The sequence below is a fragment of the Actinoplanes sp. NPDC021490 genome (assembly GCF_055562135.1).
Map to the genome: position 1 here is coordinate 583,852 of NZ_JBVHFW010000003.1, position 14,616 is coordinate 598,467.

13 protein-coding genes and 1 pseudogene are annotated in these 14,616 nt (G+C 71.4%); 7 read left to right on the forward strand and 7 right to left on the reverse strand.

The window, feature by feature from the left end; translation table 11 throughout:
• Nucleotides 1–43 precede the first annotated feature (43 nt).
• From ACZ3I4_RS11045 to ACZ3I4_RS11055, 3 genes are read left to right on the forward strand one after another with little or no spacing between them, the layout of a single operon-like run.
• Nucleotides 44–1,069: a ferrochelatase gene (locus tag ACZ3I4_RS11045; RefSeq protein WP_465381716.1), complete on the forward strand. Its 1,026-nt coding sequence runs from the start codon at nucleotides 44–46 to the stop codon at nucleotides 1,067–1,069.
• A complete protein-coding gene (locus ACZ3I4_RS11050) occupies nucleotides 1,069–1,848 on the forward strand; it encodes an HAD-IIA family hydrolase (protein WP_465381717.1) in 780 nt (259 codons plus the stop codon). Before ACZ3I4_RS11045 ends, ACZ3I4_RS11050 begins: the two co-directional genes overlap by 1 nt.
• A gap of 7 nt (nucleotides 1,849–1,855) precedes the next feature.
• Nucleotides 1,856–2,254 (forward strand): MmcQ/YjbR family DNA-binding protein, encoded by a 399-nt coding sequence (locus tag ACZ3I4_RS11055; RefSeq protein ID WP_465381718.1) that lies wholly within the window; start codon nucleotides 1,856–1,858, stop codon nucleotides 2,252–2,254.
• Here the strand turns inward: ACZ3I4_RS11055 and ACZ3I4_RS11060 are convergent.
• Nucleotides 2,205–3,086: an SDR family NAD(P)-dependent oxidoreductase gene (locus ACZ3I4_RS11060; protein ID WP_465381719.1), complete on the reverse strand. Its 882-nt coding sequence runs from the start codon at nucleotides 3,084–3,086 to the stop codon at nucleotides 2,205–2,207. The genes ACZ3I4_RS11055 and ACZ3I4_RS11060 overlap by 50 nt on opposite strands.
• Before the next feature lie 42 nt (nucleotides 3,087–3,128).
• Nucleotides 3,129–3,608, reverse strand: coding sequence for a hypothetical protein (locus ACZ3I4_RS11065; protein WP_465381720.1), 480 nt, complete (start codon nucleotides 3,606–3,608; stop codon nucleotides 3,129–3,131).
• Between the two features lie 132 nt (nucleotides 3,609–3,740).
• On the opposite strand from ACZ3I4_RS11065, the gene ACZ3I4_RS11070 reads away from it, so the two are divergent.
• A complete protein-coding gene (locus ACZ3I4_RS11070; protein WP_465381721.1) occupies nucleotides 3,741–4,967 on the forward strand; it encodes an RNA polymerase sigma factor in 1,227 nt (408 codons plus the stop codon).
• On the opposite strand, the gene ACZ3I4_RS11075 is transcribed toward ACZ3I4_RS11070, so the two are convergent.
• The 3 genes and pseudogenes from ACZ3I4_RS11075 to ACZ3I4_RS11085 form a co-directional block, all read right to left on the reverse strand.
• On the reverse strand, nucleotides 4,941–5,696 hold the full coding sequence (locus tag ACZ3I4_RS11075) for a class I SAM-dependent methyltransferase (protein ID WP_465381848.1): 756 nt from the start codon (nucleotides 5,694–5,696) through the stop codon (nucleotides 4,941–4,943). The genes ACZ3I4_RS11070 and ACZ3I4_RS11075 overlap by 27 nt on opposite strands.
• Nucleotides 5,697–5,794: 98 nt before the next feature.
• A pseudogene (gene pulA / locus ACZ3I4_RS11080) lies at nucleotides 5,795–8,638 on the reverse strand (pullulanase-type alpha-1,6-glucosidase); the annotation flags it as partial.
• 38 nt (nucleotides 8,639–8,676) lie between these two features.
• Complete coding sequence (locus ACZ3I4_RS11085) at nucleotides 8,677–9,066, reverse strand: hypothetical protein (protein ID WP_465381722.1); 390 nt, start codon at nucleotides 9,064–9,066, stop codon at nucleotides 8,677–8,679.
• Between the two features lie 189 nt (nucleotides 9,067–9,255).
• Here ACZ3I4_RS11085 and acnA point away from each other — a divergent pair, with 189 nt between their 5' ends.
• The 3 genes from acnA to ACZ3I4_RS11100 all read left to right on the forward strand — a co-directional run bounded on the left by acnA (nucleotide 9,256) and on the right by ACZ3I4_RS11100 (nucleotide 13,368).
• Complete coding sequence (acnA, locus tag ACZ3I4_RS11090) at nucleotides 9,256–12,027, forward strand: aconitate hydratase AcnA (protein ID WP_465381723.1); 2,772 nt, start codon at nucleotides 9,256–9,258, stop codon at nucleotides 12,025–12,027.
• A 70-nt stretch (nucleotides 12,028–12,097) separates the two neighbouring features.
• Nucleotides 12,098–12,505: a pantetheine-phosphate adenylyltransferase gene (gene coaD, locus ACZ3I4_RS11095; RefSeq protein ID WP_465381724.1), complete on the forward strand. Its 408-nt coding sequence runs from the start codon at nucleotides 12,098–12,100 to the stop codon at nucleotides 12,503–12,505.
• Complete coding sequence (locus ACZ3I4_RS11100) at nucleotides 12,505–13,368, forward strand: serine hydrolase (RefSeq protein ID WP_465381725.1); 864 nt, start codon at nucleotides 12,505–12,507, stop codon at nucleotides 13,366–13,368. The genes coaD and ACZ3I4_RS11100 overlap by 1 nt, the downstream gene beginning before the upstream one ends.
• Before the next feature lie 3 nt (nucleotides 13,369–13,371).
• Here ACZ3I4_RS11100 and ACZ3I4_RS11105 read toward each other — a convergent pair whose 3' ends face one another.
• Nucleotides 13,372–14,085, reverse strand: a complete 714-nt coding sequence (locus ACZ3I4_RS11105; RefSeq protein WP_465381726.1) for a hypothetical protein — start codon at nucleotides 14,083–14,085, stop codon at nucleotides 13,372–13,374.
• The gene (locus ACZ3I4_RS11110; protein WP_465381727.1) at nucleotides 14,069–14,584 is read right to left on the reverse strand and encodes a SigE family RNA polymerase sigma factor; all 516 of its coding nucleotides are present in this window, start codon (nucleotides 14,582–14,584) and stop codon (nucleotides 14,069–14,071) included. The genes ACZ3I4_RS11105 and ACZ3I4_RS11110 overlap by 17 nt, the downstream gene beginning before the upstream one ends.
• Between the last annotated feature and the right edge of the window lie 32 nt (nucleotides 14,585–14,616).

Below are 14,616 nucleotides of genomic sequence, written 5' to 3' on the forward strand. Positions count from 1 at the left end.
AGGCCCATGCCAGCTCAGCCTGACGCGGTGACAGTATGGATGCGTGGTCTATGACGCGTTCGTCCTGCTGTCCTTCGGCGGGCCCGAGAAGCCTGAAGACGTAATGCCGTTCCTGCGCAACGTGGTACGCGGGCGCGGAGTTCCGGACGAGCGCCTGGCCGAGGTGGCCGAGCACTACATGCACTTCGGCGGCGTCTCGCCGATCAACCAGCAGTGCCGGGACCTCCTCGCCGCCGTGCGCACCGAGTTCGCCGCGAACGGGATCGACCTGCCCGCGTACTGGGGAAACCGCAACTGGCAGCCCATGCTGGCCGACACGGTGGCGCAGATGCGCGACGACGGTGTCACGCATGCGCTCGGGCTCGCCACCAGCGCGTACGGCGGTTATTCGTCGTGCAAGCAGTACTGGGAGGACATCGCGGCCGCCCGGGCCAAGGTCGGTCCGGGCGCTCCGGTGATTTCCAAGTTGCGCCAGTTCTGGGATCATCCCGGTTTTGTCGAGCCGCATTCCGACGCCGTACGCTCGTCGCTCGCGACCCTGGACGAGGGCCGGCGCGCCACCACGCGGCTGGTGTTCACCGCCCACTCGATTCCGGTGACCATGGCCAAGACGGCCGGTCCCGACGGCGGGCGCTACGAGGCCCAGCTCACCGAGACGGCCCGCCTGGTGCACGCGGCCGCCGCGGCCGATCTGCCCTGGGACCTGGTGTGGCAGAGCCGCTCCGGCCCGCCGCAGGTGCCGTGGCTGGAGCCCGACATCAACGACCATCTCGAGGCGCTGGCCGAGCAGGGCGTCACCGACGTGGTGGTCAGCCCGATCGGGTTCGTCTCCGACCACCTCGAGGTCCTCTGGGATCTCGACAACGAGGCGGCCGACACCGCCAAGCGGCTGGGCCTGGGCTACGCGCGGGCCGCGACGCCCGGCGTCGACCCGCGTTTCGTCACCATGGTGCGGGAACTCGTGCAGGAGCGGACCGACCGCGCGCCCCTGAAGCGGCTCGGTACGCTGCCGGTCTGGGACGACTGCCCGGTCGCCTGCTGCCCACCCCCACAGCGACGAGGTGCATGATGCCTGAGCGCAAGGCCATCGAGAGCTGGCTCACCGACATGGACGGCGTGCTGGTCCACGAGGGTGTGCCGGTTCCGGGCGCTCCCGAGTTCGTGAACCGGATGAAGACGTCCGGCAAGCCGTTCCTGATCCTGACCAACAACTCGATCTACACGCCGCGTGACCTGCAGGCCCGTCTCAACCGGATGGGTTTCGACGTGCCGGAGCAGTCGATCTGGACGGCCGCCCTGGCCACGGCCCAGTTCCTGGCCGATCAGCGGCCGGGTGGCACGGCGTACGTGATCGGCGAGGCCGGTCTGACCACCGCCATGCACGCGGCGGGTTACGTGCTCACCGAGTTCGACCCGGATTACGTGGTGCTGGGCGAGACCCGCACGTACAGCTTCGAGGCGATCACCAAGGCGATCCGGCTGATCGACGCGGGGGCCAAGTTCATCTGCACGAACCCCGACGCGACCGGCCCGTCCAACGAGGGCGCGCTGCCCGCGGCCGGTTCGGTGGCGGCGATGATCTCCAAGGCAACCGGCGTCGACCCGTATTTCGTGGGCAAGCCGAACCCGATGATGATGCGCTCGGCGCTGAACACGATCGAGGCTCACAGCGAGTCCACCGCCATGATCGGCGACCGGATGGACACCGACGTGCTGTGCGGGCTGGAGGCGGGCCTGGAGACGATCCTGGTCATGACCGGCATCAGCACCCGCGCGGAGGCCGACCGTTATCCGTTCCGCCCGTCCCGCATCGTGGAATCGGTCGCCGACCTGATCGACGAGATCTAGAGCCGCTGTGGCGCACCCCGTCCGGTTCGACGAGTCGAGTGCGCTTCTTCACCGCGTACGGGAAATCGCCCTGGCTTTTCCCGACGCGGCGGAGAAGGTCTCGCACGGGCATCCGGCGTTCTACACGACGAAGGTGTTCGCCTATTACGGCGGCAGCGTCAAGGACGGCGGCGAGTGGGTGCGGCACGACGACTCGCTGCTGGTGCTGCTCGACCCGGATGAGCGCGACGCGATGGCCGGCGACCCGCGCTGTTATCGGCCGGCCTACCTGGCGCCGGCGGGCTGGCTCGGCGTCCATCTCGGCGAGGGCACCGACTGGGCCGAGATCGCCGAGCTGATCGACGCCAGCTATCGCCTCACGGCCGGGCCGCGGCGGGTTGCCCGTCTGGAATCCCGGGCAGGTTGAGGCCGGTCAGCCGGGCCGAAAGGTGCCAGAGTTTGGCGGCTTCGGGGGCGTCCGTCGGATACTCCCCGGTCAGTTCGCGGTCGCGGCAGTAGGCGCCGCCGCGGGTCACCGGGGTCACCGCGGCCCAGATCGGGGTGGCGGCGCCCTGTTCGGGGGTCTGGAACAGGCCGGGAATCGGCCGGCCGTCCTCGTCGATCCAGCCCGCGCCGGTCATCTCGGCCTGCGTGAGGTGGCGCTGCAGCGGGGTCAGCACCCAGCCGGGACTGGCCGAGAACGCCCGTACGCCGAAGGGTGCGCCGAGCAGGTCGAGCTGGTAGGCGAACAGGATGTTGGCCAGCTTGGACTGGGTGTAGGCGGCCCACTTGTCGTAGCCGAGGGTGAACTGCACGTCGTTCCAGCGGATCCGGTCGTCCGGGGAGCGGCCCGAGGCGACCATCACCACCCGGGCGCCGCCCGCGGCGAGCAGGGCCGGCCACAGGTGCATGACCAGGGCGTAGTGGCCGAGGTGGTTGGTGGCGAACTGGGCTTCCCAGCCGGGGCCGACGCGGGTTTCGGGGCAGGCCATCACGCCGGCGCTGCCGATCAGGATGTCGGCGCGTCCGATCGTGGCGGCGAACGAGCGGATCGAGGCGGGGTCGGTCAGGTCCATCGGCCGGACGTCGAGGCCCGGCTCGGGGCGGGGCCGGCGTGCGGGCACGATCACGTGGGCGCCGGCGTCGGCGAGGGCGCGGGCGGCGGCCCGGCCGATGCCCGAGGCGCCGCCGGTCACCACGGCGGTCCGGCCGGTCAGGTCGGTTCCGGAGAGCACGTCATGGGCAGTGGGAGCGGTCATGACACCGCAACGTAGGGCTTCGAGCGCGCTCGAAGTCAAGCCTCAGGACGTATTGTAGTCGGTGACACCCCAGCACTCGGGGCCTTCGCCGACGTCGATGCTGACCTTGACCGGGTGCCCGTCGGCGGTGTCGTAGGTGGTGGCGACCTCGGCGCCGTCCTCGGTGGCGGTCTGGGCCATCTCGACGAGCTCGCCGAGAGTGAAGGCCTCGATCTCCTCGCCGTCGTTGCCGGTGACCGGGCCCAGTTCCTCATCGGCCCCGGCGGACGGCTTCACCGTGGTGGCGTCCAGGCGGTCGGCGGCCGAGACGGCTCCGGAGGTCACCTTGACCTGGTAACGGCCGAGCGGTTTGGCGTCGTCACAACCCCGGGTCAGCACGTACGAGTACGAGCCCGGCTCGGTCCACGCCGGGGGCGAGGCGGCGGTGGACGTGGTCGGGGCGGGCGGCGACGGGTCGGACGAGGTGCATCCGGCGGCCAGCGCGACCAGCGCCAGGGCCCAGGGAAGCTTTCGGAGGAGCACGCGGGGAAATCTAGCGCAGGCATGCACGGCCGTGTCGATCCGCGCCGGGCCCGTTCGACCTGAGGGTGAGAAGGTCGGCAGGCGACCGGACGCGAACCGAGGAGTGGCCATCATGCTGGAGACGGGCCGGCTGTGAGTGCGATCGAGGCCGTCTGGCGGATCGAGTCGGCGCGCATCGTCGGCGCGCTGACCCGCTACACCGGCGGGGATCTCGAGCTGGCCGAGGATGTCGCGCAGGAGGCGGTGGCCGAGGCTCTCGAGAAGTGGCCGCGGGACGGTGAGCCGGACAACCCGGTGGGGTGGCTGCTGGCCACGGCCCGGCGGCGGGCGATCGACGCCTTCCGCCGCCGGGCCGCCCGCGATCAGAGGTACGCGCTGCTGGCCGAACAGGACTCGGACGGCGGGGACGGGCATCTGTGGGATCCGGACCGGATCGACGACGACGTGCTGGCGCTGATGTTCGTGGCGTGTCATCCGGTCCTCTCCCCCGTGGCCCGGGTGGCGCTGACGCTGCGCACGGTCGGCGGGCTGTCCAGTGAGGAGATCGCCCGCGCGTTCGTGGTGCCGGTGCCGACGATCCAGGCCCGCATCACCCGGGCCAAGAAGACGATCGCGGCGGCGCGGGTGCCGTTCGAGGTGCCGCCGGCCGATGAGCGCAGGCAGCGGCTCGGCGGCGTGCTCAGCGTCCTCTACGTGATCTTCACCGAGGGTTCCACGGCGACCGCGGGCGACCGCCTGTTGCGCCCGGACCTGGCGTATGAGGCCATCCGGCTCGCCCGGACCCTGGCCGCGCTGCTGCCCGGGGAGCCGGAGGTGGCCGGGCTGATCGCGTTGTGCGAGCTGACCTCGTCGCGGTTTCCGGCGCGCACCGGCCCGGACGGCGAGGCGATCCTGCTCGAGCAGCAGGACCGTCGCCGCTGGGACCGGTCGGCGATCCGCCGTGGGCTGGCGGCGCTGGGCCGGGCGTCGGCCGCCGGTCGCGGTCTCGGCCCGTACGGGTTGCAGGCCGCGATCGCCGCCCGCCATGCCGAGGCCGATTCGGTCGCCGGCACCGACTGGGAGCGGATCGTGCTGCTCTACGAGGCGCTGGGCCGGGTCGCGCCGTCCCCGATCGTCGAGCTGAACCGGGCGGTGGCCGTCGCGATGGCGAGCGGCCCGGCCGAGGCGCTGCTGATGGTCGACGAACTGGTCGCGCAGGACCGGCTGCCCGGCTCCCACCTGCTGCCCAGCGTGCGCGGCGAGCTGCTGGCCCGGCTGGGCCGCACCCGCGAGGCCCGCGCCGAATTCGAGCTGGCCGCGCGGCTCTGCGGCAACGCCCGGGAGCGCGCGGTGTTACTGCGGAAGCTCGAGAACCAGTAGGTCGCTTTCTTCCTCGACCGGCCGTGGGCTGCGTTCGGCCCGGACCGCGGCGTCGAGGGCCTCGAACCCGACGGTGATCTCGTCTTCGGTGAGCCGCTCGAACGCCGACGAGCCGCGCAGTTTCAGCCGGTCCTCGTATTCGGCCAGGCTGGTGGCGATGCGTTCCTGCACCCGGTCGACGGTGACGAACCGCAGGCCGGCCGCGGCGAACGTGTCGAGCAGCGGGTCGAGACGCGGGAACACCTGCTCGTCGATCAGGCGGATGCCGGGAAAGTAGTCGTACCACGGCAGGGCGGGCATGCGGTCGGGGAACAGGCTGCGGATCAGCACCCGCCCGCCGGGGCGCAGCACCCGGGCGATCTCGGCCGCCGCGGCCGCGTGGTCGCGCACGTGGTGCAGCACGAGGAAGAGAAGCACCAGGTCGCAGCTGCGGTCGGGCAGCGGGATCTCGGTGGCCGAGCCGGTCAGGTAGGTGACGCCGTCGTGCCCGGCGTGTTCCTCGGCCACGGCGCGCATGCGGTCGAACGGCTCGACGCCCCAGACCGGGCCGCCGAACTCGGCGGCCAGCGCCGGGGTGAACCGGCCGGTGCCGGAGCCCAGGTCGAGCACGGCCAGCGGCCGGCCCGCCGGAGCGTGCCGGGCGAAGACGTGCACCCACTCGGTCAGCGTCTCGGGTGGCAGCGCCCGGGCACGCGCATAGACCCGATGCTGCCGCTCGTCGTAGTTCACCTCGCGCAAAGTCCTGCCTCCCCTGGCCCATTGTTCGCTTTCGGAGCCGCCGGGGACACCCCTCCACACCGGGTCGCGACCGGACTCACAGAATTGCTTCAGGTTGCGTCGCGCACGAAGACCGCCACCGATCGGGACGGCACGGTCAGCCGGGCGCCGGTCGCGACCGCCGTACGCAGGAGTTTGTCGGCCGATTCGACCAGCTCGGGGTGCGGGCGCAGGCCGTCGGCGAGGCCGGGGACGTATTGGACGGTCTCGGCGCCGGTGGCGTTGAAGACGACCACGATCTGACTCCACCGGCGGTCGAGGCCGGTGCCGTCGAGACACATCACGATCACGCCGGGCGTCTCGCCGGGCCCGCCGAGCGGGAACGTCAGCCGGCGCTGCACCTCGTCCGCCGTCGGCAGCCCGAACACCGGCGAGGAGCGGCGGATGCGCAGCAGCTCGCGGTACCGCTCGGCGGTCATCTCGATCACCTCGGGCGGCGGCACCAGCGCCGGGTCGGCCAGCAGCGGCGCGGCCAGCGGCCAGCGGTCCCGGTTGGTCGCGGCCGGGGGCAGGCCCAGGCCGAAGCCGTTGCCGAGCTCGGGGTCCCAGCGGATCTGGTTGAACCAGTCGCCGGAGTCGTAGGAGTCGCGGTCGAGCGACTTGGACCGCAGCCGTTCGCTGCCCAGCGTCACGAACCCGGCGCCCTGGCCGAGCACCACCAGCGCCAGCGCGAGCACCTGCAGGCGGGCGCGCTCGACGGCCGGCGTGGTGATCGGCAGCTTGTACGCCATGGCGTCGTACAGGATCTCGTTGTCGTGGGCGTCGACGTAGTTGACGGTCTCGCCCGGGCACGTCGCGTAGCCGCTGGGCGCGCCGTTGTAGTCGACCTGGGCGCCGCTCTGCTCGGTCCCGGCGTGATTGACGAACCGGTACGCCGCCAGCCCGCCCGACAGCCCCACCTTGATCTGGTCGTGGACGACGAGCGGGGTCAGCGCGCCCGACCCGGTGGCGAAGCCGGGCACGGTGGGGTCGCCGAACGCGTGCCCGCCCCGGACGGCGTCGCGCAGCCGGTCGTTGAACGTGCCGATCCCGGTGCCGGCCATGTTGATCTGCGTGGCCTGGGCGAACCGGGCGTCGTTGGCCACCTCGCCGAAGTTCCAGCCCTCGCCGTACAGGTAGATCTGCTTGCCGTCGACGCCCTCGACGTCGGCCGTCAGATGGTCGAGGTTGACCCGGACCTCGAGGATGTTGGCCCGCGGATGGTGGCCCATGAGGTCGAACCGGAAGCCGTCGATCTTGTAGCCGCGGGCCCAGGTGACCACCGAGTCGACGATCAGCTTGCTCATCATCATGTGCTCGGGGGCGGTGTTCGGGCAGCAGGTCGACCGGGCCGTCGAGCCGTCGGCCAGCTGGCGGTGGTAGTAGCCGGGCACGATGCGGTCGAGCACGCTGAACCGGTCGGTGCCGTCGGCCATCGTGTGGTTGTAGACAACGTCGAGCACCACGCGCAGCCCGGCCGCGTTGAGCGCGGCCACCATGCGCCGGAACTCGAGGATGCGGGCCGGGCCGGCCGGGTCGACGGCGTAGCTGCCCTCGGGCGTCGTGTAGTGCCACGGGTCGTAACCCCAGTTGAACCCGTCGCGGTCGGCGATCGCGGCCACCTCGCGCTGCTGCTCGGGCGAGTCGGGCGGGAAGGCGGCCAGGTCGCAGGCGGGGGTGGCCTGATCGGCGTGGCGGTCGGGCACGCTGCCGAAGTCGGACGCGGGCAGCAGGTGCAGGTGGGTCAGCCCGGCGTCGGCCAGCGAGCGCAGGTGGCTCATCGAGGCCGACCCGGACCGGGTGAACGCCGTGTAGGTGCCCCGCTCGGCCGGCGGCAGGGAGTGGTCGAAGATGGAGAAGTCGCGGATCGACACCTCGCTGATCTGCATGCGGGCCGGCGCGACGGGGGGCGGCTTGGTCAGAGTGTCCCAGCCGGGCGGGGCCAGCTCGGGGTCGTCCAGGTCGACCAGCAGGCTGTGCGTGGAGTCGACGGCCAGGGCCAGCGAATACGGGTCGGTGACGCTGGTGGTGACGACGCGCTGGGCCGCCGGATGCCACACCTCGACGCGGTAGCGGTAGTAGCGGCCCATCCACTTCGGCTTGATCGCGGCCGACCAGACGCCGGTGAGGTCGTCCCGCTCCATGGGCAGGACCTTCGGGTCGTCGCCGGGGTTGCGGAACAGTTCCAGTTCGACCGTGTGCGCGGTCGGCGCCCACACCGACAGGCGGGGGCGGTCGTCGTCGAGGACCAGCCCGAGGTCGGCGTCGGCGGCGTCCGCGTACAGGTCGTCGAGGACGCCCGCGATCTGCACGCCGGTCAGCACCGTGGTCTCGCCGCCGGTGTCGCGGCCGGTCACGAGGATCCGGTCGCGCAGCAGGTCGCCGAGGGCCGCGTCGCCCATCTCGCGTACCGAGAAAGCCTTGTAGGCCCGCAGGTGGGGAAAGCGCCGGCTCTGCGCCTGGAACAGGCCGCCGGGGCGCGGGGTGAGCGGCAGCTCCCGGTCGAGGCCGGTCAGGAACAGCGAGGCGGCCCGGCCGGCCAGACCGGCGGGCAGGGCGATCGTCGTGCGGTCGACGAAGACGGCCAGGGCGCGGACGGCGTCGAGTTCGGGGCCGAGCGTGGCCAGGCGGGGCTCGACCGGCGCCTTGGTGCCGGCGCGCAGCCAGATCTCGCGGGCCACGGTGAGGTCGAGGCGCTGGTCGTCGGGGAGGTCCTTCTCGTCGCCGCGGTGCAGCACGAAGCGCAGGCCGATCGCGCCGTCGCGTACGGGAATCTCGAACACGGCGCCGAAGTCGTCGAACGCGGTGGGGGCGAGCGGCGAGCGCCAGTCGGGCCGGGCGACGGCGCCCTCCCAGGCGTGCACGCCCCATCCGTCGTAGTCGTTGCCCGGACGCTGGTAGTGGATGATGACGCTGCTCACCCGGCCCATACTGGCAGCTGGGTGAGAATGATTCAGTGGGTGGCGATGACGGTAGTGATCTTTGGCCCATCCGCGTCGACGCGCAAAAGGTATGAATACCGCTCACCGTGTACGGCGTTGCCGCGCGAGTCGAGATACTCCCACTCCACCGAGACCAGGCTGAGCGCCGGTGAGAGGCGCTGCACGTCCCGCAACTGCGCATGCGCGGCGACTATCTGCTGCTCGGCGTAGGACGGCGCCGCGCCCAGGAACGACAGGGCGACCGCCGCCGGCGAGGTGAAGGTGAAGCTGTACGCATCGGCCACCACCATGCCCGGCAGGGCGTAGCAGCGACTGATCGCCGTGACGTCCCCGCTGGTCAGCGCGGCGCCGTAGCGATCGAAGAAATCGGTGAGCTCGGCCGGATCGGTGGGCGCCTTCACGGTTCGACGTGTGCCCGGCGCGCCGGCGGAGTAAACGTGGGAGGGAAGGCACCCCGCCTTGCGCACGCTTACAAGACGGACGTACGGTTTACGGGAATCGTGAACCGAGAGTTAGGGCTGCCTAACCCGAAGGCGGCTCATTCGGTGCGAAAGACTTGGACGACAGTCGCTGGGTGTGAAGGAGATGACGTGGCCAGCCTCGACACCTTTGGTGCGAAGAGCGAGCTGCGCGTCAATGACGCGAGCTACGAGATTTTCACGATCGACAAGGTCGAGGGGCACGACCGCCTGCCCTACTCCTTGAAGATCCTGCTGGAGAACCTGCTCCGCACGGAGGACGGCGCGAACATCACCGCCGACCACATCCGCGCGCTCGGCGGCTGGGACCAGACCGCCGACCCGAGCGTCGAGATCCAGTTCACGCCCGCCCGGGTGCTGATGCAGGACTTCACCGGCGTTCCCTGCGTGGTCGACCTGGCCACCATGCGCGAGGCCGTGAAGGACCTGGGCGGCGACCCGACCAAGGTCAACCCGCTCGCGCCGGCCGAGCTGGTCATCGACCACTCGGTCATCGCCGACCTGTTCGGCCGCGAGGACGCCTTCGCCCGCAACGTCGAGCTGGAGTACCAGCGCAACCGCGAGCGCTACCAGTTCCTGCGCTGGGGCCAGACCGCGTTCAACGAGTTCAAGGTCGTGCCGCCGGGCACCGGCATCGTGCACCAGGTCAACATCGAATACCTGGCCCGTACGATCATGGAGCGCAACGGCCAGGCCTACCCCGACACGGTCGTCGGCACCGACTCGCACACCACGATGGTCAACGGCCTGGGCGTGCTGGGCTGGGGCGTCGGCGGCATCGAGGCCGAGGCGGCCATGCTCGGCCAGCCGGTCAGCATGCTCATCCCGCGGGTCGTCGGCTTCAAGCTCTCCGGCGAGATGCCGGCCGGCACCACCGCCACCGACCTGGTGCTGACGATCACCGAGATGCTCCGCGAGCACGGTGTGGTCAGCAAGTTCGTCGAGTTCTACGGCCCCGGCGTCAGCGCCGTGCCGCTGGCCAACCGGGCCACCATCGGCAACATGTCGCCCGAGTACGGCTCGACCGTGGCGATCTTCCCGATCGACGACGAGACCATCAAGTACCTCAAGCTGACCGGCCGCTCCGAGCAGCAGGTGGCGCTGGTCGAGGCGTACGCGAAGCGGCAGGGCCTGTGGCTCGACCCGGCCGCCGAGCCCGACTACTCCGAGAAGCTCGAGCTCGACCTGTCGACGATCGTGCCGTCGCTGGCCGGCCCGAAGCGCCCGCAGGACCGGGTGCCGCTGAACGCGGCCAAGCCGATGTTCCGCGACGCCCTGGCCAACTACGTCTCCGGCCAGGGCCCGGCCGACGAGGCCAGCGAGGAGTCGTTCCCGGCCAGCGACCCGCCGGCCAACCACGAGAACTCGGCCGCCGACAAGCCGCACGTGTTCAGCGCGGCCACCGGCGCCGACGGGCGTCCCTCCAAGCCGACCCGGGTGGTCGGCGAGGACGGCGTCGAGTACGAGCTCGACCACGGCGCCGTGGTGATCGCGGCCATCACCTCCTGCACCAACACCTCGAACCCGCAGGTCATGATCGGTGCGGCGCTGCTCGCGAAGAAGGCCGTCGAGCGCGGCCTGACCCGCAAGCCGTGGGTCAAGACCACGCTGGCGCCCGGCTCCAAGGTCGTCTCCGACTACTACGACCGGTCCGGCCTGACGCCGTACCTCGACAAGCTCGGCTTCAACCTGGTCGGCTACGGCTGCACGACGTGCATCGGCAACTCGGGCCCGCTGCCCGAGGAGGTCTCCGCCGCCGTCAACGAGGCCGACCTGACCGCGGTCAGCGTGCTCTCCGGCAACCGCAACTTCGAGGGCCGGATCAACCCGGACGTCAAGATGAACTACCTGGCGTCCCCGCCGCTGGTGGTGGCGTACGCGCTGGCCGGCTCGATGGACATCGACATCACCACCGAGCCGCTCGGCACCGGCTCCGACGGCAAGCCGGTCCACCTCAACGACATCTGGCCCAGCGCCAAGGAGATCGACGACGTCATCGCGTCGGCGATCGGGGCCGAGGGCTTCAGCACGGCCTACTCCGACGTGTTCGCCGGTGACGAGCAGTGGCAGTCGCTGCCCACGCCCGAGGGCAAGACCTTCGAGTGGGCCGACGAGTCGACGTACGTGCGCAAGCCCCCTTACTTCGAGGGCATGCAGCCCGCCCCCCAGCCCGTGAACGACATCGCGGGCGCCCGGGTGCTGGCCAAGCTGGGCGACTCGGTCACGACCGACCACATCTCGCCCGCGTCGTCGATCAAGGCCGACTCGCCCGCCGGCAAGTACCTGGCCGAGCACGGCGTGCCGCGTCACGAGTTCAACAGCTACGGCTCCCGCCGCGGCAACCACGAGGTCATGATCCGCGGCACGTTCGCCAACATCCGGCTGCGCAACCAGCTGGTGCCCGGCGTCGAGGGCGGCTTCACGGTCAACCACCTGACCGGCGACCAGACGACGATCTACGACGCCAGCGTGGCCTACCAGGAGGCCGGCGTCCCGCTGGTCATCCTGGCCGGCAAGGAGTACGGCTCCGGTTCCTCGCGGGACTGGGCGGCCAAGGGCACGATGCTGCTGGGCGTGCGCGCGGTCATCGCCGAGAGCTACGAGCGCATCCACCGCTCCAACCTGATCGGCATGGGCGTGCTGCCGCTGCAGTTCCCGCCCAAGACCAGCGCCGAGTCGCTCGGCCTGACCGGCACCGAGACCTTCACGATCACCGGCGTGACGGCCCTCAACGACGGCGACACCCCGAGCACGGTCAAGGTGCGCACCGACACCGGCGTCGAGTTCGACGCCGACGTCCGCATCGACACCCCCGGCGAGGCCGACTACTACCGGCACGGCGGCATCCTGCAGTACGTGCTGCGCAAGATGCTCAACAGCTGACCGTTCGATCGGCTGTGACGGCCCCGCTCTCCGCTCGCGGAGGGCGGGGCCGTCTGCTTAGGCTCGGGTCATGACGCGCGCGGTGTACCCCGGCACGTTCGACCCCGTCACCCCCGGCCACCTCGACGTCATCGAGCGGGCCCGCCACCTGTTCGACGAGCTGGTCGTGCTGGTCGCCGTCAACGGCGCCAAACAGCCCACCCGCGAAGGCGAGGCCCGGGCCGCAGCCGTACGCGCCGCCCTACCGCCCGGCCGGCCCGGCGTCACCGTCACCGCGTGGCGTGGCCTGACCGCCGACTACTGCCACCGCCACCACATCGACGTGATCGTCCGCGGCATCCGCAACAGCCGCGACGTTCGCCACGAGCACGAACTGGCCGCCATGAACGACTCCCTCGGCGTACCGACGCTGCTCCTGCCCGCTCGCCCCGACCTGGCCACCGTCTCGTCCACCGCGGCCCGAGCCCGGCAGGCCTGATGCTCGACCTGGAGGAAGTCACCGCGACGGCCTTCGCGGCCCCGATCGACGGCGGGCCGGGCGCCGGATTCGCAGCCGACGAGCCGGTGACGCCGGCGTCGGTCATGAAGATCCAGATCGGGCTGGCCGTCGCCCGGGCGATCGCGGCCGGCGAACTGGACGGCGGCTCTCAGGTGGTGCTGCGGCCCGAGGGGCGGACGCCGGGCCCGGTCGGGATCTCGCTGATGCGTGACGAGGTGCGCATGTCGGTGCGCGACCTGCTGACCTTGATGCTGACGATCAGCGACAACGTGGCCACCGACGAGCTGATCGCCCGGGCCGGGCTCGACCGGATCAACGCGCTCACCGCCGGCCTCGGCCTTGCCCGTACGCGCATCGTCGCCGGCCTCGGACCCATGCTCGACGACATGGCCGCGGAGGCAGGCTTCGCCGACTACGCGACGCTGGCCCGCGCCGGCGTGGCCCCCGACCTGTCCCGGACGGCTGCCCTCGACCCGGCGCGCGGCTCGTGCACCACGGCCGCCGACACCGTGCGGCTGCTCCAAGCGGTCTGGCGTGATCCGGCGGCCGGGCCGGTCCGGGAGGCAATGGCCCAGCAGCTGACCCGGCACCGCATCGCCTCCGGGTTCGGCCCGCGGGTGCGGGTCGCGGCCAAGAGCGGCGGCTTGATGGGCATCGTCCGCAACGAGGCCGGCGTGGTCACCCTGCCCGCCGGCGGGCAGTACGCCGTGGCCGTCTTCACCCGCTGCCCGCCGGGGGCAACCACCGACCCGGCCCGCATCGACGCGGCCATCGGCACGACCGCCCGGCGCCTGGTCGACCAGCTGCGTGGCGACGACCGGATCAGCACGACTCAGGAATGATTGTCAGAGTTCGGCGATGCCGTCGGCGACGGCCCGCAGTTCACGTTCGCCCAGGCCCGCGTTTCCGCCCACCGTCACCACCACGCCCTCCGGGGTGGTGATCACGATGTCGTGGGTGGTCACCTCGCTGCCTTTCATGGTGGTCAGCACGGCCCGGCCGGCCGGGACGAGGAACGAGCCGCTGATCTCGGCGCCCGCCGTCTGCGAACCCACCAGCCATCGGGTGACCGTGGACGGGCCGGCCGGATCGTTCATCCGCGGGCGCAGGACGGTGATCCAAAGCCAGTTCCCACCGTTGTCCCGCAGGTAGCGGCGCATCGACACGGTCGCCGCGGGATCATTGAAAAACGGGGCCATCCGTACGCCGGGGTCCGGCGCCGCGGTGCCGATGTGCAGCTCGTTCTCGGTGACCAGCCACGGACCGCCGTGGTCGTCGCGCACATCGGCTCGCAACCCGTCGGGGACATAGCCGATGCGGAACCCGTCCAGCGGCGCGTCCGGCGCCGGCAGGCTGGGCGAAGCGACCGGGGGCGGCGCCGGACGAGCCGGTGGAAGGGCCGGCGCGGCCACCGCGATCACGGCCGCGGCCGCCACCAGCACCGCGGAGACGCGGGCGGCACGACGGCGGCGCACCCCCCGGCGTACGCGGGAAATGAACTCGTCGGTGACCGGCAGCTCGGCGTCGATCGCCGACAGGACGTCAAGGTCGTCGGGCATCGCGCTCTCCTTCCGTGCGTGCGCGCAGCGTGGCCAGGCCTCGGGACAGGTGGGACCGCACGGTCGCGGCCGTGCAGCCGAGCAGCGCGCCGATCTCGTCGTCGGGCAGGTCGTCGAGATAGCGCAGCGCCAGCGCGGCCCGCTGCTGCGGCGGCAGGCCGGCCAGAATCTGCCGGATCACCGCGGCCGAATCGACGGCGGCCAGCGCGGCGTCCTCGTGCGGGGTCTCCGGCACCTGCGGCACCGGCGTCGGGCGGGTCCGGCGGCGCGAGTTCAGGAACAGGTTGACCATCGTGCGGCGGGCGTAGCCGACCGGGTTGCCGTCCTGGCGAACCCGCGACCAGGCCAGCCCGACCCTGATGTACGTCTCCTGGGCCAGATCCTCGGCGGTGGCGCGGTCGAGGGTCAGCAGGTTGCCCAGCCTCAGCAGGGCGGGCCCGCTCTCACGCAGGAACGCCTCGAAACCGGAGCTGCCGGACGGGAACTGCCGCACCTTCACACTTCCACTACACAACCTGCACACGTTCTTGT